Source organism: Sulfuracidifex tepidarius (genome assembly GCF_008326425.1).
Classification (GTDB): Archaea; Thermoproteota; Thermoprotei_A; order Sulfolobales; family Sulfolobaceae; genus Sulfuracidifex; species Sulfuracidifex tepidarius.
In genome coordinates this window covers 604,738-630,248 of record NZ_AP018929.1, presented here as the reverse complement: position 1 = coordinate 630,248, position 25,511 = coordinate 604,738, and the positions used below count along the sequence as shown (strand labels likewise).

Genomic DNA, 25,511 nt, shown 5'->3' with positions numbered 1-25,511 from the left:
CTCAGCTTACACAACTCTTTTTATCTCCCATATCAAAGGAGAGAATGAGGGACGGGTTAGCTCTTAATCCTTTCATCAAGGGTCAGCCGTCCTTCCATTATCATGGCCCATCCCCAGTCATTTCATTGAGACAACAATAGATTTTTAATTAAAAAGCCTCTAATTTTAGCTTCATAGCGATTTTCTTTTTTAAAAAAAATTAGTTTTCCCTTCTTCTTGAAGACTTCGATGATCAGGGTTTTCATAGAAACTCTTTCTTTCACTTTATGAAATTGCAGGTAGAATTAAAAATTAAAATGTGCTCATAGATCGTAATTTGACTGATGAGATCTGTGGACTCTTATTTCACTTCGTAAGAGTAGATCATTTCGACCCCTTCTTTCTCTAGGGCCTCCTTGACTTCCTTCTCCACGTAATTCGCGACTACGAAAGCCTTCACGGGTTTCTTGTACTTAGCTTCCAACAGCTTCCTCCTGATGAGGATCTGGTCTACGACTCCCTCATCAGCGAAGTTTTTGACCTCAAAGATGTAGACGTGGTCGTTAGTCTCGTAAAAGTCTATTTCGAAAGACCTACCCTTCTCGACCAAGCCTATCCCGTCTACTACGCTACCGTGCTTAATTTCCTTAATGTCGACGTGGTGTAGCTTCAGGGCTTTCTTGTAAATGTTGAGGATAGTCCTCTCCAACCCTTTCCCTGCTCTGGAAGTGAAGCTACCTATCTCGACGGACAGCTTCTTCTGTTCCCTGACTAGCATGGAAATCACCTTAGAGTGCCTCTCGACAGCCCTCTGCAACGACTCAATAGCTTTTGAGTGTCTATCAACAGTCTCCTGCAACGACTGTATCGCCTCCCCCTGCTTCTTCACAGTCTCCTGCAACGACTCAACTGCCTGAGTGTGCTTATCAATATTTCTGCTGCAAGGACGTAATAGCTCCGGTGTGTTTCTTCACAGTCTCCTGCAACGACTTCACTGAAGATTCCAGTGATCTAATGGCATTGGTGTTCTCATCATAATTTCTTTATGACAATCTCATCCTTTAGTCTGTCGTAAACTTTGTCAGCTAACGCTGAGATGAATTCTGAGTTCTTAAGGAGTTCGTTTGCCTTCTCTCCGCTCATAAACTGGTATCAAACGTAGCCCTTAATAAAAAATTACGAAAGGACGCGTGTTTAGGTCACTTCCTTTCAATACATGTTTAGCCCACCCATTCATGTTTAACTCTAAATTAAGCGTTTATTTAAAAATATATTGAGCCCTTAGAGAAATATAATTATAAAAAATAATGAATTATATTGTGTCTAAACGTGTAGAGCATTGGTCAAAAGCAAGGAGAGTATAAGAGAGTATAGGCAGCACGCGTGAACGTGTAACCAAGTAAGTCCTCATGTTCACTTCAACGTTTTTACACTGGAGGGAGCTAGTACAGAAGAGCACGTAATCTTCCCGTAAACGAAGGAGTAGTCATTCTAATCTCTTTCCGAGGTATAGGAGAGTTCCACCTAGAGGGCCTCTACACCTATACATAATTGTGGATGTTTTTTATATATATAAACATATAAAAATAATGAAATGATTAATAAATGAATAAAAAGAATAATTCTTTCTCTATGAAGAACTATGTTATTACATTTTAACTTCGAAATTCAACTAAAGTCTCAGCGTCTGGGTCGGGGTAGGCTGTGACCAGGACCAGATCTTCTCCTCTCCTAGCTATAACGTGTCTTACTAAAAAATGGGGGTTAAGGGGGCGGAAAGCCTCGCCTCTCTGAGGCGGGGATGGATAGCCCCTTTATAAAGTTTAAATATTACTAGGGTAGACTGAGCCAAGAAGCATTTCATTAGTTCGTACAACCCGTCTTCGAATTTCTGAGTGTGAGATAATAAACCTTACCCGTGTGGAGAGTACGCGTGGACTCACCCCGCGACCACACATGTCTTCTCCCCTTAACCCCGTTTAAGGTAAATGGAAAATTCGTTTAGTCTTCAAAGGAGGGCCTTGACCTAGCGCCCCCGAGGATCAGAAGGTGCTTGATGCTTCATACGATAGAGACCGCTGTGGACACAAGATGACCTATGAGTTCATGTAAAGGAGGGGAAGCTAAGTAGCCCACGAGCAGTGAAGTCAGGAAAAGCGCAGTGACTACACCCTCAACCCTTGCCAGCCTGGAAGCATTCACCTTAGACACCTTAGTGAAGACTAACTCGAGCACTTTCAAGTAACCCATCGCTAGGCCCAATCCGAGGAAAGGTGACCCTACCGCTGCGGCTATGAAGAGGACGGGAGAGAGGAGAGACAAGAAGGATAAGCTTTGCGGTATTTCGATTGTCCAGATTTTAAAAACAACCATGTAGAACACTATCAAAACAAAGACGGAATAAAAGAACATGAAAGGTATTGCCAAGGCGACGCCTGACAAGAGCCTCAGGACCTCACTGACCCTCCTCGTGTTGGCCCTCTTCCCCTTCTTCTTGCTTGTGCTCCCCACCTGAGCCCCCGTGTTAGTCTTGGTCACCCTGAGCTGGCGAGTGTACTTAGCAAACTCCTTCAGGCCTTGGTCGTAAAGGGACTTCTCTTCAGCGTCCATCATGTGGTACTCGGGGTCCACGTAGTCAAGCCATAGGTCGTGTTTCACATTGTAGTTTTGAAGCACGAAATAATAAAGGTTCAAGTGTCTGTGGAGCATTTTCACATGGTGAAGACATTAACTAAAGGACGTGAGGTTTGTGGTCGGCTCCGCTTTGTTGAATACTTCAATTTTTATCAAGGTGACGTAAGACTTATTTTTAATATAAGGTCTAATTTTGAATTTAATAAAATACAACGAACTTAATACCTAAAGGAATTGAAGAGACCAATAAAGCACGTCCACTTTCAAGTTCGTGGAGCACGGCACTATTGCTTTTAAAGCTTCTTTCCCTATTTCACAACATGTCTTGCCATGTAAAATCAATCATTCTCATCCCGTCCTAAGGAAACAGAGCGAATTTGCAACGAGGACATAAATGACCAATCTTGAAGTAACTAAAGGTCTGAAATGAGGGAAATAGAAGGCGCGTATCTTGTAATCAAGAGTGTCAATAACATTATGGACAATTATCACAGCTATTTAGTTCTTTACATACTATAATTGTAGATGAATACTCAGTATTAATAATGGTGGAGATATAACCGTGGAGATCGCGTCTCCCTTGCGAATTCAGTTTATTTATTGAAATAAGATGAATTTAATTGAACACTTTCGTGTGAGCCGGGCAAGGATTCACGCTTGACAATTTCCTTTGTTTGATCTATTTTTAGCATAATTACAATCTGTAATGGAGACCTGAATCGTCCTATAACCGTAGTACTATATAATAATGAATATTATATATAATGAATATTCAAGATCACGCAAGAAATTAAAGAAGTTGAATCAGGGTTCGATATAAGTATGAATCACCGTTGAGTTATGTCAAGGATTACAGACTATGGAAGAAAAGCGGATACATGGCGTTAATACTTCATCTTAAAACTGCAATTAAGTGTACGTATTTCGTCTTTTTTGATCTCCTTTATTAATCTAACAGCCCTTCTTCTTATATCCAATTTGTTGGTAATGTCGGTTGCAACTCTTGTCAATTCATGACTCTCCATAAGTCCGATTTAAAAAATCTTAAAAAAGTATTATTTTCAGATAGTAGAAGGAAGTCAAAAATTCGGCAGTGAAAGGGAGAACGAAATATGTTTTTCAAAACATATTATTTTTCACGTAAAACTCCCTCGGCAGTGAAAGGGAATTTGATGGTGCGACTTCACTGCCGAATTCAGAGTAACGTTTTTTAGGGAGTTTTTACATAATATTAAGCAGGGTTTGTAGTGATCCTTAGAGGGTTTGAAACTACGGGTCACGAATGAGGGCTTAACCCTCTCTCGTATGTTTGTAGTGATCCTTAGAGGGTTTGAAACTAAATGACCTTCGATAACTCTAGGTAGGTGCAAAAAAGTTTGTAGTGATCCTTAGAGGGTTTGAAACTCAAGGTTTCTATGTCATATTTCTGTGTCACGTTGTGGTTTGTAGTGATCCTTAGAGGGTTTGAAACGAAAAAAAACCTCTCTTTCTTCCCCCCCCCCTCATCGTTTGTAGTGATCCTTAGAGGGTTTGAAACCCCTGCTTCCCGAATACTAGGGCTGAGATAAAGCCGGTTTGTAGTGATCCTTAGAGGGTTTGAAACTATTTAGTGCGAATAAAAGTTTACAATGATACATCAAGTTTGTAGTGATCCTTAGAGGGTTTGAAACTAAACCCATATTGGTAAAATGTATTCCTCGCAAATCTGTTTGTAGTGATCCTTAGAGGGTTTGAAACCGTTCCCGGTTTTGAGGTTGTACTGATAGAAATATGTGTTTGTAGTGATCCTTAGAGGGTTTGAAACTTTTCAATTTCTCTAAAACGTCCTCAACATTTATACCTGTTTGTAGTGATCCTTAGAGGGTTTGAAACCATAAATCTTGGAAGAGTTTGATACGACGTGGTTGGGTTTGTAGTGATCCTTAGAGGGTTTGAAACTCCCTATCACTGAGTGCTGTAGCATTCGGGCAAACGGTTTGTAGTGATCCTTAGAGGGTTTGAAACTCCCTATCACTGAGTGCTGTAGCATTCGGGCAAACGGTTTGTAGTGATCCTTAGAGGGTTTGAAACACGTTCACATTCGGATTCGAAGTAGAGAAGATAGATGAGTTTGTAGTGATCCTTAGAGGGTTTGAAACCTAAAGAATGGTAAAATTAAATGGACTAAGCTGAGGGTTTGTAGTGATCCTTAGAGGGTTTGAAACTAGATTCCCCCCACCACTTAGAACGCCAATTGATTTGTTTGTAGTGATCCTTAGAGGGTTTGAAACCATTTATTTCCCTCTCTAGTTTTTTGATCTTCTTTTCGTTTGTAGTGATCCTTAGAGGGTTTGAAACTATCGACATCTAGGATGAGTTTCAATTTGTCCCGTATGTTTGTAGTGATCCTTAGAGGGTTTGAAACACCTTTCTTCACATCTTCTAGGGTTATGGGTAGACTGTTTGTAGTGATCCTTAGAGGGTTTGAAACTTCCTTCAGATACAGCGTGCCTAACAGCTTCATAGCTTGTTTGTAGTGATCCTTAGAGGGTTTGAAACAAGAGGTCGCGGATGTTGTAGACGCATAGGTCATGGTTTGTAGTGATCCTTAGAGGGTTTGAAACTTTATCAGAAATCGATAACTGGAACTAATATTTATAGTTTGTAGTGATCCTTAGAGGGTTTGAAACCTAATTGCACTGTAACGGTATACGAGAGCAAAACGGAGTTTGTAGTGATCCTTAGAGGGTTTGAAACAGATAAACGTTTTTTTACCTTGCATGTTGCAATGAAAAGTTTGTAGTGATCCTTAGAGGGTTTGAAACCCTTCTAGCCATCTCCCTATAACTCGTCAGAAGAGGTTTGTAGTGATCCTTAGAGGGTTTGAAACTTCTGAATGAAGGATAATAAGAAGTTGCCTTCTGTGAGGTTTGTAGTGATCCTTAGAGGGTTTGAAACTCGGGGCGGCGGGTAAGGGTGAGAGTTTAAGCACAAGTTTGTAGTGATCCTTAGAGGGTTTGAAACTCTCATCAATAAGGCGTGCCTATGAGGAGGAAGATGGTTTGTAGTGATCCTTAGAGGGTTTGAAACATGAGAAAAAGTTGATGCAAGTATGATCGTGTCGTTTTTCGTTTGTAGTGATCCTTAGAGGGTTTGAAACCAAACTACGGAAAACAAAACTGTGATGGAAGCAACGGTTTGTAGTGATCCTTAGAGGGTTTGAAACAAAGAGTGGAAAAAATGATTGAGCGCATAAGTGAGTTGTTTGTAGTGATCCTTAGAGGGTTTGAAACGAATCAATATCGGGATTTGCGGGAGGCGAGAGATATGTTTGTAGTGATCCTTAGAGGGTTTGAAACCCCCGTCCTCATTGACGGCTATCCAGCCTATTGAGGAGTTTGTAGTGATCCTTAGAGGGTTTGAAACTTCTCTATTTTACATCGGGAATTATTCTCATATTCGGTTTGTAGTGATCCTTAGAGGGTTTGAAACAAAAGAAATTTACCTTTATTTTTCTTGTCTTTGACTTGTTTGTAGTGATCCTTAGAGGGTTTGAAACGACTGGGCTATCAGTAATTTGGACTCCGCCCCAGACGGTTTGTAGTGATCCTTAGAGGGTTTGAAACATGAAAAGCCACACTAAGACTAGAATGAACGCTACTGTTTGTAGTGATCCTTAGAGGGTTTGAAACTGTGGAAGATGTTTCGTAAAAAACAACTCAGAATCTCGTTTGTAGTGATCCTTAGAGGGTTTGAAACCAATTTTTACGTAACCGGGGCTGAGAAGGTAGGCTACTGTTTGTAGTGATCCTTAGAGGGTTTGAAACATTTTAATGTACTCATTTCACTCATGTCTTTCCCTGGTTTGTAGTGATCCTTAGAGGGTTTGAAACATCTTCTCATATTCTTTCTGTGCATCGTCTTTTTTAGTTTGTAGTGATCCTTAGAGGGTTTGAAACAGAACAGGCTTTTGTTCCACAGTGTATCCAATATCGAGTTTGTAGTGATCCTTAGAGGGTTTGAAACAAGTACTTCCTGAAATCTACTATGGCTGTCGCAGGGGAGTTTGTAGTGATCCTTAGAGGGTTTGAAACGCATTGAAGACGTCTTCGTTATCCTGCTCTTTCTCTTGTTTGTAGTGATCCTTAGAGGGTTTGAAACGGTTCTAGGATTATCCAAATCCTTAATTGTTCATTGTTTGTAGTGATCCTTAGAGGGTTTGAAACAATAGTGAGAATCGACAAAGAACGCTGTGCCTACATGTTTGTAGTGATCCTTAGAGGGTTTGAAACTACGACATCAACGAGAGAGTTAGGGTATGTCAGGAAAAGTTTGTAGTGATCCTTAGAGGGTTTGAAACTTTTGTCCGTGTATACGAAGAAAAACATTTTAAATAAGTTTGTAGTGATCCTTAGAGGGTTTGAAACCGGACTAGGCAGACTGTTAGATTCAGCTAAAACCACGTTTGTAGTGATCCTTAGAGGGTTTGAAACGAATAGCTTCTTTTGTATTGGCAGGAGCGAAATAGTAGTTTGTAGTGATCCTTAGAGGGTTTGAAACAGATCTGACAGGAATGGGGCATACCATGGTCTGACAGTTTGTAGTGATCCTTAGAGGGTTTGAAACAGGGGGATAATCGCGGTATTCATCACATATACGACCGTTTGTAGTGATCCTTAGAGGGTTTGAAACTGATAGAACGAAGTGCTAAGCTCATAGTGTTCCAAAGTGTTTGTAGTGATCCTTAGAGGGTTTGAAACGCAGAAAATTCTGGAAATTTTGACGAGAGAACATAGTTTGTAGTGATCCTTAGAGGGTTTGAAACGCTACCGAAACTATGTAATCCATATCTTGAGGTTGAGTTTGTAGTGATCCTTAGAGGGTTTGAAACCAAAATCAAGAATCTAACGCATATGGCTCTCCCGGCGTTTGTAGTGATCCTTAGAGGGTTTGAAACACGTTAGCCATGTATTCATACAGCTCATTCCAAACAGTTTGTAGTGATCCTTAGAGGGTTTGAAACATAGGATGGATCACTTGGGCGCTAAGGCCCTTTTCTGTTTGTAGTGATCCTTAGAGGGTTTGAAACCCAGTCAGAGAAGAGTTCGTCGAGACAAATATCAAGTTTGTAGTGATCCTTAGAGGGTTTGAAACCAAACAGAAGAAATTTCAGACTTTAGTTGACGGCAACGTAGGGGTTTGTAGTGATCCTTAGAGGGTTTGAAACCTTCAAGAGGAACGCTATAATCACATCGCCATGAGTCGGTTTGTAGTGATCCTTAGAGGGTTTGAAACGTAGATATACAACCATTTTTTCCCCTAATATACTATGTTTGTAGTGATCCTTAGAGGGTTTGAAACATAAAATCTTTCGATTTCAGTGGAAAAAATGAAAAAGAGTTTGTAGTGATCCTTAGAGGGTTTGAAACTATATTCGGAAAAATACAGTAACGATTAGGCGACCGAATGTTTGTAGTGATCCTTAGAGGGTTTGAAACGTGAATAAGTCATCCATTCTAGAGGCGCACCAAATAGGTTTGTAGTGATCCTTAGAGGGTTTGAAACCTGTAATGCTGTCCGCTACTGCCTGTATGTTCTCCGGTTTGTAGTGATCCTTAGAGGGTTTGAAACTAAGTTAGTGCGATTTCAGAAAGCTCTTTCTTTAAGTTTGTAGTGATCCTTAGAGGGTTTGAAACTAATCTTCAGTCAGGCACAAATGAGATTCCAGTAGTGTGTTTGTAGTGATCCTTAGAGGGTTTGAAACGTAGAAGTGCTAGATATATTGCTCATACGAATATCTGTGTTTGTAGTGATCCTTAGAGGGTTTGAAACAAGCAGTTCTCAAAATATCTGAGAAAGGTGGATGAGAGTTTGTAGTGATCCTTAGAGGGTTTGAAACGTGGTAGGAGGAGAGGAACACCCTGAGGAGCAAGTTGAGGTTTGTAGTGATCCTTAGAGGGTTTGAAACTAGAACTTTCAATGGAAAGGATAAAGTTTGAGGATAAGGTTTGTAATGATCCTTAGAGGGTTTGAAACCATTTTCGTTTTCTTTTTTTCCTTCGTCCATAACCAGTTTGTAGTGATCCTTAGAGGGTTTGAAACTGGTTTCTTTCTATCTTTCATACCCATTACTACTCTGTTTGTAGTGATCCTTAGAGGGTTTGAAACCTTTTGTTCTTCTTCTAATTTCTTTTGCTTTGGAATGTTTGTAGTGATCCTTAGAGGGTTTGAAACTGATAGACTTTATCCCAACCGAACAAGCTGGAACGAGTGTTTGTAGTGATCCTTAGAGGGTTTGAAACATATCAGGGTCTAAGAAAGTCATTTTCATCACCTGTGGTTTGTAGTGATCCTTAGAGGGTTTGAAACCGAAAGAGAAATCAGTAATTTTACCTATTTCTACCGGGTTTGTAGTGATCCTTAGAGGGTTTGAAACTGGGTTACTGCGGTTACTCTTCACTCGGTGCTTCGTGTTTGTAGTGATCCTTAGAGGGTTTGAAACGCTTAAGCCCGTCAGTTGCCTGACCCGTTCGATTTCGTTTGGAGTGATCCTTAGAGGGTTTGAAACATCATAATCCTTTCAGCTGTTTCGCCTTCACCTATTGGTTTGTAGTGATCCTTAGAGGGTTTGAAACTAGTTCAACCATGGCATTGAAAACGCTGCGAAGTATGTTTGTAGTGATCCTTAGAGGGTTTGAAACTGGCGTGCCTCACTCCCTCGTAACTCCTTCCCGTCCGTTTGTAGTGATCCTTAGAGGGTTTGAAACAACGCCCCGTAATATTGTATTTGAACTCGGCTTCCGGTTTGTAGTGATCCTTAGAGGGTTTGAAACTATACGTACACACACAGTATACCGTCGGGTAATGTAGGTTTGTAGTGATCCTTAGAGGGTTTGAAACTCAAATCTTCCTGTTGAGCTCTTCCCCCGTCATGGCTACCCTTTACGGACTTCTGGCTACCTTATTTGGCATAATTAACGTGCTTTTTGCAGTAGGTATCTTTGGCATGTTAATGGGAATTCCATCTTTCTTCGTAATCAAGAAATTCAAAGGAATGAAAGAAGAGGATGTACAAAAATTTATTGCCTGATTTGAAAGAAAATGGAAAACTTTTTTCATTATCTAGAAGTTTAAGTATAAAAATCATGATTTTTTAAAGTGGCTGAGGATGATGAGATAAAAGTCGCTTTTCGTGAAGAGTAGTATAAGTAGTCTTGTTATAAAATTTTGTTAACAATAAATAAGGGAATAATTCTTAGACCTAGGCTAAAATAGCTAGGTCAACACCCTCGGTAATGGGTGAACTCAAGACATTATGGAGAGTAAACCTCTGTGCTTCTGTTAATGGGTATCAAAGAACGGTTTCTTCCCCAGAACGTCCCTCATAAGTGAAGGGTAATTAAGGCTGTTTTTAAAGCAGGAAATCACCATTATGCAGTTAGAGATGTCCCGTCGTAATGGCAGGGTAAGTTCACCTTTATGAAGACGATTTCGGGTTTACTGTTAAATAGCACATCTTCAATTCCCTTAATCTCATTAAGATAAAATAGCATGTCCAACAAAACTATTTTTACAAAGCAATTTTAGTCTAATGCAGCATGGAAGTCAGAGGAAACAAGTGGCGATAAGAATTGAAGAGACGAAAAGTTTCATAATTATTACAAATAAACAGAATATATTCTTAACTAACAAATGAAATTCGACAAAACTAGAAGAAAAGTTCGTTGAGATTGATGAAAACCTAGAGGATCGAAAACAGGGAACGCTTGTAGAATGAACAGGAAAAACAAGTGTCCAACTCACCCTGATCTTAACATTCTCTTAATGAACTCAGAGAACTTTAACCACATAAGAAAAAATAGAAGAGAAAAATCATTGCAACATTTTCTTAAGGAAGATTAAAGCCGGTAACACTATGTCTACAGCATCGTCCTTTCTGTAAATGGTATGTCCCAAATTTGGGATAACGTGTAAGTAGAACGTTTTCTTGTTTTCCTGAAGCTTTTGTATATACTTTAGCACGGGAATCAGGGGTGTCCTAGAGTCGTTATGGGAATGTATTATGCATATGGGTGACCTTACGTTGTTAACGTAAGTGATGGGAGATCTATCCTTCATTAGCTCTAAATTCTTACCCATGAACAGGACCTCTATGAATCCCTTGAAAAATGAGTCAGATAAATCATTCATTTCAATCCAATCTGTTACAGACGCTCCTGCAACTCCAAAGTCCCATTTATCCGGTGCCTTTCCCAGCGCTAACAAGGTCATATAACCTCCATAAACTATAACCCATAATTCCTACCTTCTCCGCGATTTTCTTTTCATGAACGTAATCCCGGACTGCTACTACGTCGCTTAAGTCTCCGCCTCCTGGGTCCCCCACATCCATCAAGTTGAACTTGCTTCCATAACCATTGGAACCCCTGAAGTTGGGGGCAACAACGTTAAATCCAGCCTGGACTAAAGGAGATATTAATATATTCCAGCTGTCGTCAACATCAGACCATGGTCCCCCATGAACGTAAACAATGCATTTATTGGTTGGCTCCTTTGCCCTTATGATCCACGTAGGGACTTCAATGTCTCCGTTCTTAACTTTAACGTAGTCCACATTCCCAATATTAGTTTCTTTGTTGTTCAAGATCACGTTGATCTCGTTATAATTTGGGTTAATGCTGTACACTCTGTAAGGACTAGATAAGGATGACCAGCTGAAATAGACTACGTCTTTTACCCTAGTTGCTCCTCCAATCACCCCTTCCGGAGTGTTTAACATCCTACCGTTGAGGAATAGTTTGGATCTACCGTCTCTCTTAGCTATGGTGATGGAATCGATTGGATCATAATATAGCTCCACTGCTCGGTAGTTATAGATATCTTTTTCTGAAAATTCTATCCTTTCATATTTTTGGAAATCAAAGGTATAAATCCAGTATGATTCACCAGGATTCTCATAATCACTTACAAAGTATACCTTGTTATCCTTTATGCCATAAGCCATGTTCATGCTACCCTCTTTTGGCGTGTAAATCTTCACGTTACCGCTAAGATCAGCTACAAAGAACTCGTTTGATTTAGGGTTGCCTCTCAGGATTCCATATCCGACTATGTATTTTTCGTTCACGTCAGTTACAAAAGAATAGGGAGACATAGGGGCTATTTCCCTGATCTTCCCTCCTTCTATAACGTAAAGGGATGACTTGTCTTGGGAGGATCCTATGAAGGCCATCTTGTTTTTGTCATAAGCAAGGGAAAATATTCTCATTTTTGGTGAGGCCACCTCCTATTCCTCTCCTCTTAGATTTGTAATATAAACTGAGTGTATTTCTTTTCCCTTTTCAGCGTCTCTAGTGAAAGCGATAAAGTCTAAATGCTGCTTTGGAGGAGCCACAGAGGCTATCGGTTCACCGGTCAACGGATTTAGTTTGCCTTCAATCAGAGTTGAGACGGTATTTCTTCCCTCTGTAGTGGTTAACAAGATTGGATTATCTTTTAACCTGCCTACTACTACATAGATGGGAAGACCAATCAGCTCTTCAAGGTTTTTTACAAGCTCAGAATATTCTATATATTTTATTGTATAAATAGATATATATAAAGTACTACTTTTCTAGTCATGAAGCAGTTTTAGAGATAGTGATTTAGAGAATAGTGAAACATGTTTCTAGAACCTAGATTCATAACTTTGAGGCACTCTATCAAGAAAATTATGAAGATAGGCAAGAACTTGTTTCAAGCCCTCTAAGGATTTATAGAAAAATCCCTTCTTACCTAATTTTAAGGGGCAAGACAGGGGTTAGGCTGTTCCTTTACAAGCTCACGTTAGCTACGCTCATCCTACTCTTTTGCTCAATCCTCCCATTCGGTTGGTACATTGAGTACGGGGACATTTTGTTAGAGGGGTCTGTAGTGGCGTGGAACACTTATCTCGTTTTAGAGAAAAATCGTCAAAAGTAGGACTTGTTATTGTATATAAACGTGACTTGTCCAGGCTTTTCCAGGTCAGAAAATGGACCTCAAGAAAGCCTTCATACCCGTGTTCATGTCCCTGTTCCTGATATCTCTTGCCACGCCGTTCCTAGCATCCGCAGCGTTCCGATACCATACCCCGGACCTGGTGGAGGATATTGTATCGGCCCGGTTTACCCTAGTAATGATGCGGGTTTTGCATACAACCTTTCGAAGATAACGTTTGTGACGACTCTTGTTAACTTGACAGGAACATTTAGTTATAACAGCTCTCAAAAAGGACTGGAAGCAGTAGATTACTATATAGCATTAGGGCAAATTTTACCTAATGATAAATACGGTGCATATTACATACAACCAGTCATTATTTTTGCGAGTGACGGAAATGATTCGTGTCTTGCTTGGCAAGTTCAGGCTTGGGGTGATGATTACGGTAAAGTTGTGGAAGAATATAATACCATTGGTGTTATCACTGGCGGTTCAGGTTCATCACTTCATCTTAATTATATCTTCAATTTAACAATTAATGCAACACTAAATAGCCAAGGGCAAATAACTCAAGCGTACATTTACATTGCGAACGCTAAAACTGGCCAAGTTTACTATAGCCAAACAATAGATCTGCAATATACTATACCCGACAAACAAGTCTTCTTCGAGGTCGAAGACCCACTCAGCGGAACAACGCCTGTATCTTTCCCAACCATCCCCTCAAGTAACTACGTATTTGCTAATTCATATGCGTCCAATAGCTCAATGATATTCGAAGGGGGCTTCCATTAGGCAATGCTGTTGAATTTATAATGCAATACCCACACGCTAATGCCTATGTGGTTCCAACGTTTGGAACGGGAAACAATTACGTGGGAACTCAGGGCGTTGAATACCGCTGGTGAAAAGTTTTTAAAACTTTTTTCTCTCTATATATATCATGATGAGGAAAGTAATCCTAGTATCAATGATGATATTTCTCGTTTGCTCAGGCTTCTATTTACATTCAGAGGGCCATCAGGTTGAAGTTAGTGCTACCGTAGCCTCTACTCAGAGTTCAACTAACACAAATGTAACTACTACGCAGAACGTAACTAACGTGACGGAACCCACTAAACAACTTGAAGAATGTATTTCCAAGCTTGATATGCCTATTGAAGGGCTTAATACGTCATCTGTTGCGTCGGGATCTAATTTTACCGGGTACCCTCAAAACAACCCTCAAACCCAAAGCCCAATCACAACTACCCCAACAACCCACGTACCTACTATCTCTCACAGCGTCTCTCAATCCCTATCCCACACCATAGCTTCGTCCCATGTTCTCATAACAAGTACAGACATCAACCTTGCGTTGATAGGCGTTGGTATCTCTATCCTGATAGGGGTATTCCTGGTGTACAGGAGGAGGTAATTGTGGGTCGAGATCTTCGCTTTTTACTTAGCCCACTTCGACGACTTCCTCACCACCAGGATGGCCCTCTCGAGGGTAGGAAACGCTTACGAGGGTAACTTCTTCCTGAGGAAGATAGCCTCTTCAACGTGGAGGTTACTCCTGTACAAGCTTTCCCTAGCAACTCTCGTGGTATCCCTTTACTTGTACCTAGGCTCGCCTTCATTGATATCGTATCTCATCTTGGGTGATACCATCTTCGAGTTTTCCATCTCTGCTTGGAACTTGTATCAGGGGTACGTTGGTACAAGGCCGAAGAGGTAGTTCTCACATATAAACGTGACTCGTCCAGGCTTTTCCAGGTCAGAAAATGGACCTCAAGAAAGCCTTCATACCCGTGTTCATGTCCCTGTTCCTGATATCTCTTGCCACGCCGTTCCTAGCATCTGCAGCATTGCCGGCAAAGCCTATACCATACCCTGGGCCAAAAGGACCCAGTTGGTGCTACATACCGAATAAAGAAACACCTGCAGTCGTTTATCCTTTAAATTGAAGCTAAGCTATTAGCAAAATATTTTTTAAGTTATTTTTCTTAACCTAGTTGTCATGTCAGTAGAATATTTGTATAATATGACAGCAAATAATGTAACTATTTCTAATATTACTATTTTTCCAAATGGAGGTCTGACTGGAGTCCCGGCTATGCCGGCTATGTTTGTAAATGGCTCTCAGACATCTCAACCTCAAAGCCAAATTGCAACAGGTACGACAACAACTACCCCAACAACCCACGTACCTACTATCTCTCACAGCGTCTCTCAATCCCTATCCCACACCATAGCTTCGTCCCATGTTCTCATAACAAGTACAGACATCAACCTTGCGTTGATAGGCGTTGGTATCTCTATCCTGATAGGGGTATTCCTGGTGTACAGGAGGAGGTAATTGTGGGTCGAGATCTTCGCTTTTTACTTAGCCCACTTCGACGACTTCCTCACCACCAGGATGGCCCTCTCGAGGGTAGGAAACGCTTACGAGGGTAACTTCTTCCTGAGGAAGATAGCCTCTTCAACGTGGAGGTTACTCCTGTACAAGCTTTCCCTAGCAACTCTCGTGGTATCCCTTTACTTGTACCTAGGCTCGCCTTCATTGATATCGTATCTCATCTTGGGTGATACCATCTTCGAGTTTTCCATCTCTGCTTGGAACTTGTATCAGGGGTACGTTGGTACAAGGCCGAAGAGGTAGTTCTCACATATAAACGTGACTCGTCCAGGCTTTTCCAGGTCAGAAAATGGACCTCAAGAAAGCCTTCATACATTCTATTTCAAGCAAGGTTTGGAAGCGATACCTACTTTACGGCATACGACTTCTAGAAGTAGTATCATTAGTAATAGCTCCTCTTCTGATTCTGCAACAATATACATTGGAGTCATCTGCAGCCTACGTCCCCATACCTTATCCAGGACCAGGAGGTGGTGGTAATTGTTACCAGTATATTGGTATTATTTTTGGGGAACTCGACATATGTGGTAACATTGAACATTACGGTATAGGTTTGTCATATAACGGCACTAATGCTACCATCTGGTTTGAAATATACAATTCTTCATGTTATTCTAATGTGAAAAACGATACTTGGGTATATTCAATATCTTTTGCGGGTAATGAGGCATATAACTACACAGCTGTGGCTGATGAGGCTAACCTTCTAACAATTCAGATGGACAATTACTTTTATATTGAAGGTTATCAGAACTTAGGCTTCCCGCTTTCCTTCTATGTAAACAGTACAACCAACCAATTGATAATGGATGCACCAGAAACTGATCCTGCTGTAATCCAAGTTTATACGTATACGAGTGGTTCAAGAGTTTACGTTTATGGTTGGTCATATTCAGTTTCATTTGAGCCAGATGGAGGTGTAAGAATACAGAACGCTTATGCTTACGCATATCAGGTAGATATGCCGAACTCTTTCAATGCCATAGGTTTCAGGTCAAACTTATTGAACATATTGAGGGAATGGGAAAATGTACTTGAAAGTGGTAAACTCTCTTACGGTCAGATAGTGAATGGCAACCAAGAAGAGCAAAGCCTATTAGGTAAAACAATATCTAATTTAGCCGAAAAATACGGCGGCAGTATAAATGACTTCATTTATGACCCAGTACAAGACTCCAGCTATGACAGTCTAGACCAATTTGGTGGAGCTATAGGCAGTTACTTGGACGAAATCAGCGAAGGTTGGGGTGCGGGATTTCCTACAGAGGTAACAACAATAGGTGATATCTATATAAAAGTTCCTGGTGCTGCTGGATTAGGTGTTTATGGCGAAACGTTAGAAGACGACGAATAATAAGAAATATATGTAGGTTTTTAATTATATTTTATATGTGAGAAGGACTGGGATGCTATATCTAGTGCCTTTTTGGGCTGTAGATAGAAGGAAAAAGAAGATCTTCATCCACGCGTCCAATTTAATTCCAAAAAAATTGTACTGGTATATCCATATTAGATCATTAAGGATAAAGGGTTTTTATTGTCGGGGGTCGACAAAAATTTCTCGCAGCCGTTTTAGGCTCCTTCCAGAAAGTTTCTATATCTGTAGTAAACAGCTGAGAATGACTTCTTTCCATGACTTCGGTCGTAAATCTATGGCGAAAATACTTGCAAAGAAAGAGCAATTAAGGTCGGAGTACTTACATCTACTCGTTTCAGCGTGTTCTACTGACATAAATCCCTAACGAAAATCCTTATAAGTCAACATTTTTTATTGATTATTGATGAAGAAGATAATTTTAATAGTTTTAATAGTTTCGTCGGTAATAATTCTAAGCTTAGGAACATACCTTCACTCAATAGACCACCCTATAGCGCAGAACGTCGTAACTCCACAAACGGTACCAGCGACACCTCAGACAGGGTATATTGTATATCATCACCCCAACGGCTCCAACACTACTGTAACAGCAGCATTTGGTGTAATACCACCAACAGGGTGTATCACGCAGTCTAAATATATCCCACCACCTTGGTATGCTAGTCTGTGGCCTGAAGCCCTGATAGCGGGATTTGCGATTTTGTTTGGGACTCTTCTTGCCTCCTTTTACAAGAAGATCTCTAATTACAAGATCCGTAACTATAAGGATCTCTACTACGGTCTAAAAGCGCTTTACAGGAAGTGGTATAATTACGAATTTGGGTCAGAAGAGGAAAGCCATTTTAAAGTACATAAACCTGATGAAGACTAATTGAAGGTCAAGAAAAAGTAAATCCTTTTCATTAGTTCTCACATATAAACGTGATGCGTTTTTCTTCATCTCATGAAGAGGACCATCTTCTTTTCCTTATTCTTATTAGTGTTTGTCTTAGTCGGGGTCATGGGGGGTTAACTCACGCTGCTGTATTTATGCCAATAAAGACTCCTGGCGCTGCAGGTGGTGGGAACCCTGGTTACTTCAAATACACGGAACAAATCGAGCCCTCTAAGGATTTCTACAAACCACATACTGCCATAACGTCTGCAATCATATATGTGAGTTTCAAACCCTCTAAGGATTTCTACAAACATATATTAGCTTCGTTGATATCGTTAGTGCTATTAGTTTCAAACCCTCTAAGGATTTCTACAAACTGGGGGAAAGAGAAGGAGGTGAAGAGAACTCGATTTGTTTCAAACCCTCTAAGGATTGCTACAAACACGAATAATGCCGATGTCAGCCTCCTTGTTACTGACTTTCAAACCCTCTAAGGATTGCTACAAACGCAAATACCCACGAGGGTATTTGCCTGTCACGTACCCTTTCAAACCCTCTAAGGATTGCTACAAACATACAGAACTATGAAAACCACGTCCTCATATTTACCCTTTCAAATCCTCTAAGGATTGCTACAAACACTATGGTACAGAAATACGAAAACGAAACAAAAACGACTTTCAAATCCTCTAAGGATTGCTACAAACGAGCTCCCCTGAAAATTCGTGTTTATCCTGTAAAAGTGTTATATAGCTTCATTGAAAAATTTTCTAAAAAAATGATATCTTCCTATCGCTTCCTAGATTTAAATAACGCTAGAACTTACCGTTTCATTTAAAAATTTTGGACTAAGCCATGGTACCTAAATATAAAGAATTTATATCAATAGAACTTACTCACGTCATTAGTGAGTCAAGATATTTAAAAAATATATATATCTCGTCCTCTATTTTATATTTTATGAAAAGAAATGATAAAAAGAACCCATTATTCAAAAATGAAAGAACCCATTATTCAAAAATGAAAGGATAGTCAGGGTTCTAAAAGAAATAATGACTCGGGGTTCCTGTGTTAAGTTCAGTGAAATTGAAGACGCCACCGGGTTACACTCTCAGACGCTTTCCAGGATCTTAGATAGACTTATAGAAGCTGGATTAATTAGGAAGTGTTTCGATTTTAACAAGAAGGATAGAGGATACGCAGCGCTGGTCTCTCCCTCTATTACTTATCTAGATCTTTCAGTTTACTTAGAACATGATAGAGTGACCGATAAAAGCGTGGTACTTAAACATCGATTTAAGTGTAAAATCATAAACAACAGTATACCCATAAGCAAGGTAAGCGTCTATATTTACGGAGATATTGAATGGACAAAGCCATTTATATTCAAGACGCCAAACACGCAAAACACCATACCTCTAACGAAGGAAATATGCCCTAACAATTACTGTCATTTTATAATGGATTTAGGCAAAGTGATAGAGTACGGAGAGAAGGCGTCTTACGACTACGAGTTCTACCTATACTACTTTCCTCCTGAGGATTACTTTGATATTTTTTATCACGAGAAAATTGTAAAGGGCAAGGTATTTATTAGGTCGAACCTGATATCAGACGTTGATGCCGAAAGCTATGCCTCTATAGTCAAGAGACAAACCAGTACGGGAATTTCTTTAAGTTTCAGTAATTGAGAAGGAAATACTCTTATTAGAACAAAATTAAAATTCAATCCTATCTAAGAGAAACAATATCTCCAAGAAAAACTCTCTTTCTAACCGTATTAAAGGTCATCAAGCCCGGTACATTTTGGAATGGTCAAGATATAGAACGTTCACGGGTTCATTATGAATTCAGTTTATTTAAAGAAGTGTAACGAATTTAACCGAATGTTATAGCATAGGCGAGGTAGGGGTTCACGCTCAGCAGTTTACTCTATTGTATCCATCTTATTCGTGAAATACAATTAGCAAAAGAAACCTGAATCGCTCCAGGATCTTTTATTAGCCGTAATCCACCCGTGTATTAGCATGAGACTAGAGAAACCTGAAGGGTAACGAACTCCTTCTTCGGGTTGGTATAATGCCTCCTCTCTGAACATGAGCCCTCATCATGGCATGAAATTCGTGTATTGGCAGGGTTCGGGTAAAGGGAGTTACGCGAGGAATTCACCGTCGGTGGAATTAAAGTTGACCGGATCCATGGCGGAGACTGCCATCTCACACTCGTTACTAACACTAGCCCAGAGCTTCACTCTACGTCTGAGCATAGTCATCAAACGGTTTTATATATAGTAATGACTGTTTTTATTATAGTAGTATTAGTTATTTTTATTTTTTCAAGGAGAAAATAATTTTTTCCTTCTCTATTCCTTTGAATATTTGAAGTTTAAAAGAGGCGAAACCTCACGTAGGAGTAGCTCTACTGCACCTGACTATCTCGATCGTGGAAAAACTTTACAGTTAAGGACAGTTAAAGATATGACACTGTAACTTTAGCACCTAACGTCTACATGTACCTCCTCTCCCTGTCCTTCCCTCCGCGGAGCTTCTCCTTGATCTCGTTGAGGTAACTCACCACATCTTGGTCCAGCATCAAGTTACTGTTCTGGCTCAACTTACCTATTGCTTCAACGTACCACGCTTTAGTCACCACCCCTAGGTTGGTCCTCTCCTTGAGTGTCCTTTCAAAGTCTAATTGGGTCAAGGGTGACTCTTTTCCCTTGGCGATTTCCTCTTTGACTTTCCTCACCAGCGTGTCCTTAACCACAGACTTGATCTCGGCAGCTGAGGCCCACTCTGTCATCTCAGCTAGCTTCTCCGCATCTATGTCCTTCCCTGATACGTTCTTCAAATAGAGGGAGAATATCTCTTCCCTTTCCTCCCTGTTCGGATGCGGGACGAAGACCCACTTGTCTAACCTCCCCGATCTCAACAAGGCTGTGTCCAGGTTCCACGGGTAGTTGGTTGCAGCAATTATGTAAAGTTTAGAATCCTCTGGGACGGAGCTCACCTCGTAAAGCAACTGGTTCACCACCGAACCCCTAGCGTCGTCGGGGCGTGCACCCCTGTTGAATGCTATGGAGTCAATCTCGTCAAAGGCGAGCAGGAAGGGAGAGTGTTCCTTAGCAAAGCTAAACACCTTGTTCAAGTTCTTCTCGCTATTTCCTATGTACATGTCCAGGACTGTACTGGGGAGAATCACCAGGTAAGGGATCTTGGCCTCCCCCGCTAATGCCTTCATGTAGGTGGTCTTACCGTTTCCTGGAGGTCCGTATAGCAACACGTTTGACTTCACCGATAAGTTGTACTTCTTGAGCAAGTCAGGGTTCTTGTACCCCAAGATAATCGAGGTAAAGAGCTCCTCTTTAACTGCCTTGTTCCCTCCCATGAAGGAGAAATTGATGGATGAACACCCCATGGTGATGTCTGTTATTCTCCCCTCACCGTCATATTCTATCAGGGGTTCCCGCGGGCTGTCGCAATTCACCTCTCCTTTTCCCTTGTCGTCTCTCCCTATCTCCACAACTGTTTCGTCTAGGACTTCCTCAACCTCCTTTCGGTGCTCCTCCTCTTCCTTTCTTTTCTCCCTTTCCTTCACCTCCTTTTCGAGCTCGGCAAACCCTTCCTCCTCACCCCTAGGCATTTTTCCTTTCATCTCCAATGTCTCCTTGTAACTCAAGAGGTTACTTCCCAGCCTAGCTATGTCTTCCCCTTGGTCGCCGTTCTTCACGCACCAGAGGAGGAGGTGTAAGGAATAAAATAGCCACTTCAACTCTTCCTTTTTCTCCAGTAAAAACCAACTACAAGTGGCAGCATTATACGCTGAGTTCAGGCATAGTTTCCTGTTTTCCTCTGTTAATTCCCCACAGTGCTTCTTTAGCCCTTCTATAAAAAGCATGAAGGACTCTGAATATAGAGACTCAGAGAAAAGTGATCCAGCCTTCCTATAGATGGGTTCTAACTCCTTGTCTCCTCGAAGTGTGAACTGGAATTCGCATAGTTTGCACCTGAGAAAGTCTGATCCTACCTCTAGTTCCCCGCTACACAAGGGACAAGTAGTCTGGAGCAACGAGAGAAGTATATCTTGAGATTTAATAAGCATTTTCCCTGTTTGGGGTTCTGGGACAAAAACTCTACATGCGCTCTTGTTTTGTATATATGATGACTAGCAAGAAGTTTAACTCAGATGACTTACGTCTTTAAGGGGACATAGAGGACTATCAAGTTCTATAAGGAGTGTAGTCTCAGGAGGAGAGAGGGGAAGAGTAGAGGTTGTAGCTCAGGAAGTTCGCCGTTGATGAGGACGTGAGCTAGACAGGCAAGCTCAGAAATTGAGGAGAGCTCAGGGGAGTAACCTAGCTCCGGGAAGGCTTACTCATAGTGAAGTAACTCCTGCGCCTCCAGCGGACGGCGGAGTTGGCCTCATGTCTTGGTAGGGAGGAAGTAAGCTAGGAGGTGGAGATGGATCTACTGTGGCATTAGAACCTTCAAGGTCATATCTTTAACCTGTAAAGTTTTTCCATGATTGATATAATCTAAGTACATATCCTTATCTTCCTCGCCATGGATCTATTCCATAGAATCCCACCATGGCCCACCTTACCCATCGGCCATCACTAAGGTGATCACAAAGGTAGGCTACTCCTACGTGAGGTTTCGCCTCTTTTAAACTTCAAATATTCAAAGGAATAGAGAAGGAAAAAATTATTTTCTCCTTGAAAAAATAAAAATAACTAATACTACTATAATAAAAACAGTCATTACTATATATAAAACCGTTTGATGACTATGCTCAGACGTAGAGTGAAGCTCTGGGCTAGTGTTAGTAACGAGTGTGAGATGGCAGTCTCCGCCATGGATCCGGTCAACTTTAATTCCACCGACGGTGAATTCCTCGCGTAACTCCCTTTACCCGAACCCTGCCAATACACGAATTTCATGCCATGATGAGGGCTCATGTTCAGAGACAGGAGAGAGGAGGCATTATACCAACCCGAGGAGGGGGTGGGGTCAAAACCGCTTTAGATAACACAGAGTTTATCACCACGTAGTACTTGGCGAGGTAACGTATCTGAAAAAGGAGGGAAGGAAACGCACTTTCCCCTCAACTATAGGTAGGATCTTTATTAATAGGTACCTTTAGGTAACGTAATCTGCTCGTTTGAGGTCAGGTTGCATGCTGTTCCGTTCATCTCAATGTACGACGTGTACTTAGGAGGTAAACCAGTCAGGTTTATATAAACGGTAAAATTAGGGGTCAAAGTTTGCCTATTTGAGAAAGTAACTTTAATGTTCAAGAATGTTCAAGTTAGTTAGATTTACCCGGAACGGGATCGGCCCTTTGAGGTACAGAGTATCCAAAGGGAGCCGAAACAGTATAACTGTAATTTCCGATTGGCAAGTAAAAGGTATATGAATCCCGTAGATCAGGCCTGAAACTCTCGCCAATACTTAGATTGACGCACCAAGGTGTCGAATTGGAGAGGCATACCTCGGTGAAAGTTACCCTGTAGAGTACTTTTATGAAATCTATCCTTATTATAACGTTACTCCCGTTAACAGTGAAGGAGCCCTTTTCCTCGACTGGTTGATAACAAGTTGAATTACCTACAGAGAAAGAGTATTCTCCGTTCTGGAGCGAGATCGAGATGGTCGATGAAGAGGAAGAATAAGTCCTCTCGTCACTCAAGTTTAGATTCCATGTATTACCAGGAGGTAAGCATGACTCCGAGAAGGTAATGTTGTAAAGCGCCGTGTTATTGAGCGAACCTCCTCAAACCCTCTCTCGTAATTCCAAGTTCTGTTGAAATTGATTACACCTTGTTCTGTGGTAGCAGTGACGTAATTTTTTGGATACCTTGCGGTAAAGGTACAGTGTAGTCCCCTTGGTTGAACAAGTAACTGTTTATAGACGAAACGTATCCAGAAACTAATCAGAACACTAACCTTAACTTTTTCAATTATACATTCTCCCACGATAAACTCTACATTGAAGTCCATCAGAACGATACCCTGCTAATGGTGTTCTCCACGAACTCTTCTGGAAACCGGACTCACCATAAACGGGAAAAGTACTAGGACTACCAGACGGTGATACTTTCATTCTCCGTGTTTCCTTGAACGTTGAATAGGTATATCCCTGGGGATATTGACGTCCATGCACCGAACCAGTTTCCCCCACTACCCCTAATCCAAGGTTAGGTTCTTCCACCCACTTCCGGCCACCTTCACCTCCATGGCCCTAAGAACGGTTATAGGGTCACCTATTATGGAGTAACATTCTCATGTGTAGTTTATATTTTATGTTTTTTTTATGATTATTTCTCATATTTTTACACTTTTTATTTGAGGACATTTCATCAGGACTAACAAGTCATCAAGGCTGTTTTGATCATGGGCAGGATACTGTGATTTGGGATCAGAACGCTTGGCATTTTAAGAACTCAATAGAGAGCTCTACCTTCTCGCATCACGAGATGGGCTTCTCAAATTTATTCATTTTTCTATAATTAAATTAAAGATAAATTGAACATATATATAAAAAAGAAAAAATAATTATACCTTATAGTTTTATTCATTTCAATTCTTCCCATAGATTAGTTCGTTCGTAGCTTAACCTGACTTGTTATAGAAGCCTCATGACACCATATTCTAATTCATAAAAATTTTTTAATTGAGAAACCTTCCTTGAGTAATATACAACAATTACTATTAGGATTATTAGAAGTATGAATGAAATTCCAGCAAAAATTTCTCCTAGCATATTTTCTAAATCAAAAGAGAGAATTATAACTTTTAGCATTCGTTCTGCTCGCCCATATTTTGCCTTAAACAATGAGTCTAAGCAGCCGTTTTGCTTAAGGTAAATTTAGGGAAAACACCCGTAGAGTTAAAATTTTCAGCGAAAAGTATTTAGCTATAGAAGAAGAAATAAAAAATGAAAGATGATGAGGAAGTTCAACTATAACGAAATAGTTGTTCTCAATCCGCTTCAGACTAGGTACCAAATGATGTCTTCCAGAGTATTCATCCCCCTCTATGCTGCAGCAAATGATGGGATTTATAGAATGAACAGAGCAAAGAGAGTAGGAGGTTTTGCTGCTACATTGGGAATAGTAATAGGAGTAATAGTTTTAGCCTTTATCGCCATATTTGGAATATTTCTCGTTTCTTTAGCGTTACCTACTAGTTTCAGTTATCCTGTAGACTGGATACCTACTTTAATCGGCGTTGGGTTGGTCGCAGGTAGTATATTTGGAATAATTAAGTTAGTAAAGATAGGAAAGAGATTCGGCAAAATTACTAATGATTTAGAGGGAGAACTTATAGTTAGCTGGGATCAAGTTAAAACAATAACTGTAATGAACGTCAGGCAAGAGAACGTGGCTAACAGACCTAGTTTAGTTGTAAATACTGTAGCCCCTACTTACAAAGAAATAGGGGACTGGCACGTATTGACGACTGACGGGAATGATATAACAATACCTAATGTCGACGATCCTTATAACAAGTTAAATTATGTAAAAAATAGGTTTAACTTAAATTTTAGTTGATTTTTTACATATACCTTCCAGGTGGAGGTTCTGGACTAGACCCCCCCACTATTATTCACAACAACTACTGTATTCCCAGATTCTCCTTGATTTTTCCTCCTGAATGCGCTCATCATATGCTCTCCGGGTCTTAGTCCAAAGACAAAGAAAGCTGCAGTGAACAAAAATTCCCCATCCATAGCGATTGGGTCAATAGCGAACATTAACGCTCCTAATGGCAATGTTGCCAATATAGCGAATGTTACTGCAGCTATCAGCCCTGCTACCATTAAACCTATCAGTAAGTCTATTACCATCATAGCAATTTTCCTAGTCCATTCAAATATCCAAAGTGTTGCCCAGAGAGGAATTGTGTCTACAATTGCTAACATTACCGCATACTTAATCGTGGCTACAGCTAACGTGATAGTTAAAAGATATATCAGTGATGCAAGAAAAACATCAGCAGAATCTCCGAAGCCGAAAGGAACGAAATCCATCAGTCCGAATATACCGACAATGAGTGCTGACCCTGCCGTATATTCCGCAACAGCCGCACTAAGATAAGGTCCTGCTACAGTATAAATTATAGTATTAATAAGAGAGAAAACATGAGTCTTGGCGCACTCGTGAAGGAAATGAAGCTCCTTTTTGCTTTTAACTAACCTTCTGAGCTGAACTTTAGTAGTTCTGTCTCTTCTCGACTCGCGTAGGAGCTTCCCGCGTCGGAGTACTCCCGCAACCCGACCTTAATCTCAGCCTCCATGGTGGA

At 40.6% G+C, this 25,511-nt stretch carries 18 protein-coding genes, 2 pseudogenes and 2 CRISPR repeat arrays; of the genes and pseudogenes, 11 read left to right on the top strand and 9 right to left on the bottom strand.

Going from position 1 to position 25,511, the window contains the following annotated elements; translation table 11 throughout:
* Window positions 1–340: 340 nt before the first annotated feature.
* A pseudogene (locus IC007_RS02850) lies at window positions 341–1,122 on the bottom strand (hypothetical protein).
* 918 nt (window positions 1,123–2,040) lie between these two features.
* Window positions 2,041–2,637 carry a hypothetical protein gene (locus IC007_RS02845; RefSeq protein WP_149528326.1) on the bottom strand — a complete coding sequence of 199 codons (597 nt, stop codon included), beginning with the start codon at window positions 2,635–2,637 and terminating at the stop codon, window positions 2,041–2,043.
* Window positions 2,638–3,853: 1,216 nt separating this feature from the next.
* Window positions 3,854–9,492: a CRISPR direct-repeat array (repeat unit 30 nt; unit sequence GTTTGTAGTGATCCTTAGAGGGTTTGAAAC).
* Window positions 9,493–9,523: 31 nt separating this feature from the next.
* On the opposite strand from IC007_RS02845, the gene IC007_RS13225 reads away from it, so the two are divergent.
* Complete coding sequence (locus IC007_RS13225; protein ID WP_156303862.1) at window positions 9,524–9,682, top strand: hypothetical protein; 159 nt, start codon at window positions 9,524–9,526, stop codon at window positions 9,680–9,682.
* A 782-nt stretch (window positions 9,683–10,464) separates the two neighbouring features.
* On the opposite strand, the gene IC007_RS14035 is transcribed toward IC007_RS13225, so the two are convergent.
* The 3 genes and pseudogenes from IC007_RS14035 to IC007_RS14270 all read right to left on the bottom strand — a co-directional run.
* Window positions 10,465–10,857 carry a prolyl oligopeptidase family serine peptidase gene (locus IC007_RS14035; RefSeq protein ID WP_269472357.1) on the bottom strand — a complete coding sequence of 131 codons (393 nt, stop codon included), beginning with the start codon at window positions 10,855–10,857 and terminating at the stop codon, window positions 10,465–10,467.
* Window positions 10,829–11,206, bottom strand: a complete 378-nt coding sequence (locus IC007_RS14275) for an alpha/beta hydrolase family protein (protein ID WP_442267890.1) — start codon at window positions 11,204–11,206, stop codon at window positions 10,829–10,831. Before IC007_RS14275 ends, IC007_RS14035 begins: the two co-directional genes overlap by 29 nt.
* Before the next feature lie 126 nt (window positions 11,207–11,332).
* Window positions 11,333–12,073: pseudogene (locus IC007_RS14270) on the bottom strand (S9 family peptidase); the annotation flags it as partial.
* 500 nt (window positions 12,074–12,573) lie between these two features.
* Between IC007_RS14270 and IC007_RS02830 the strand changes: the two are divergent.
* The 9 genes from IC007_RS02830 to IC007_RS02790 all read left to right on the top strand — a co-directional run bounded on the left by IC007_RS02830 (window position 12,574) and on the right by IC007_RS02790 (window position 18,899).
* A complete protein-coding gene (locus IC007_RS02830; protein WP_197736432.1) occupies window positions 12,574–13,347 on the top strand; it encodes a hypothetical protein in 774 nt (257 codons plus the stop codon).
* Between the two features lie 148 nt (window positions 13,348–13,495).
* Window positions 13,496–13,969, top strand: coding sequence for a hypothetical protein (locus tag IC007_RS02825; protein ID WP_149528324.1), 474 nt, complete (start codon window positions 13,496–13,498; stop codon window positions 13,967–13,969).
* Window positions 13,970–14,272 (top strand): DUF5658 family protein, encoded by a 303-nt coding sequence (locus IC007_RS02820; protein ID WP_054846928.1) that lies wholly within the window; start codon window positions 13,970–13,972, stop codon window positions 14,270–14,272.
* 46 nt (window positions 14,273–14,318) lie between these two features.
* Window positions 14,319–14,501 carry a hypothetical protein gene (locus tag IC007_RS02815; RefSeq protein WP_149528323.1) on the top strand — a complete coding sequence of 61 codons (183 nt, stop codon included), beginning with the start codon at window positions 14,319–14,321 and terminating at the stop codon, window positions 14,499–14,501.
* 53 nt (window positions 14,502–14,554) lie between these two features.
* Window positions 14,555–14,893 carry a hypothetical protein gene (locus IC007_RS02810; protein ID WP_149528322.1) on the top strand — a complete coding sequence of 113 codons (339 nt, stop codon included), beginning with the start codon at window positions 14,555–14,557 and terminating at the stop codon, window positions 14,891–14,893.
* Window positions 14,894–15,196: a DUF5658 family protein gene (locus tag IC007_RS02805; RefSeq protein ID WP_054846928.1), complete on the top strand. Its 303-nt coding sequence runs from the start codon at window positions 14,894–14,896 to the stop codon at window positions 15,194–15,196.
* A gap of 46 nt (window positions 15,197–15,242) precedes the next feature.
* A complete protein-coding gene (locus tag IC007_RS02800) occupies window positions 15,243–16,307 on the top strand; it encodes a hypothetical protein (protein WP_149528321.1) in 1,065 nt (354 codons plus the stop codon).
* Between the two features lie 427 nt (window positions 16,308–16,734).
* Window positions 16,735–17,202 carry a hypothetical protein gene (locus tag IC007_RS02795; protein ID WP_149528320.1) on the top strand — a complete coding sequence of 156 codons (468 nt, stop codon included), beginning with the start codon at window positions 16,735–16,737 and terminating at the stop codon, window positions 17,200–17,202.
* Between the two features lie 223 nt (window positions 17,203–17,425).
* A CRISPR array of direct repeats spans window positions 17,426–17,915; the repeat unit is 29 nt; unit sequence TTTCAAACCCTCTAAGGATTGCTACAAAC.
* A gap of 321 nt (window positions 17,916–18,236) precedes the next feature.
* A complete protein-coding gene (locus tag IC007_RS02790; RefSeq protein ID WP_256202768.1) occupies window positions 18,237–18,899 on the top strand; it encodes a helix-turn-helix transcriptional regulator in 663 nt (220 codons plus the stop codon).
* Between the two features lie 814 nt (window positions 18,900–19,713).
* Here IC007_RS02790 and IC007_RS02785 read toward each other — a convergent pair.
* From IC007_RS02785 to IC007_RS13510, 3 genes are all read right to left on the bottom strand, one after another.
* Window positions 19,714–21,309 (bottom strand): ATP-binding protein, encoded by a 1,596-nt coding sequence (locus IC007_RS02785; protein ID WP_054846920.1) that lies wholly within the window; start codon window positions 21,307–21,309, stop codon window positions 19,714–19,716.
* Window positions 21,310–22,515: 1,206 nt separating this feature from the next.
* A complete protein-coding gene (locus IC007_RS02780; RefSeq protein ID WP_054846798.1) occupies window positions 22,516–22,896 on the bottom strand; it encodes a hypothetical protein in 381 nt (126 codons plus the stop codon).
* 936 nt (window positions 22,897–23,832) lie between these two features.
* A complete protein-coding gene (locus tag IC007_RS13510) occupies window positions 23,833–24,009 on the bottom strand; it encodes a hypothetical protein (protein ID WP_174861567.1) in 177 nt (58 codons plus the stop codon).
* Between the two features lie 145 nt (window positions 24,010–24,154).
* Here IC007_RS13510 and IC007_RS02770 point away from each other — a divergent pair, with 145 nt between their 5' ends.
* Entirely contained in the window at window positions 24,155–24,760 is a 606-nt protein-coding gene (locus tag IC007_RS02770; protein WP_054846805.1) for a hypothetical protein, read from the top strand.
* Window positions 24,761–24,795: 35 nt separating this feature from the next.
* On the opposite strand, the gene IC007_RS02765 is transcribed toward IC007_RS02770, so the two are convergent.
* Complete coding sequence (locus IC007_RS02765; RefSeq protein WP_232048988.1) at window positions 24,796–25,239, bottom strand: conjugal transfer protein; 444 nt, start codon at window positions 25,237–25,239, stop codon at window positions 24,796–24,798.
* Window positions 25,240–25,511 lie beyond the last annotated feature (272 nt).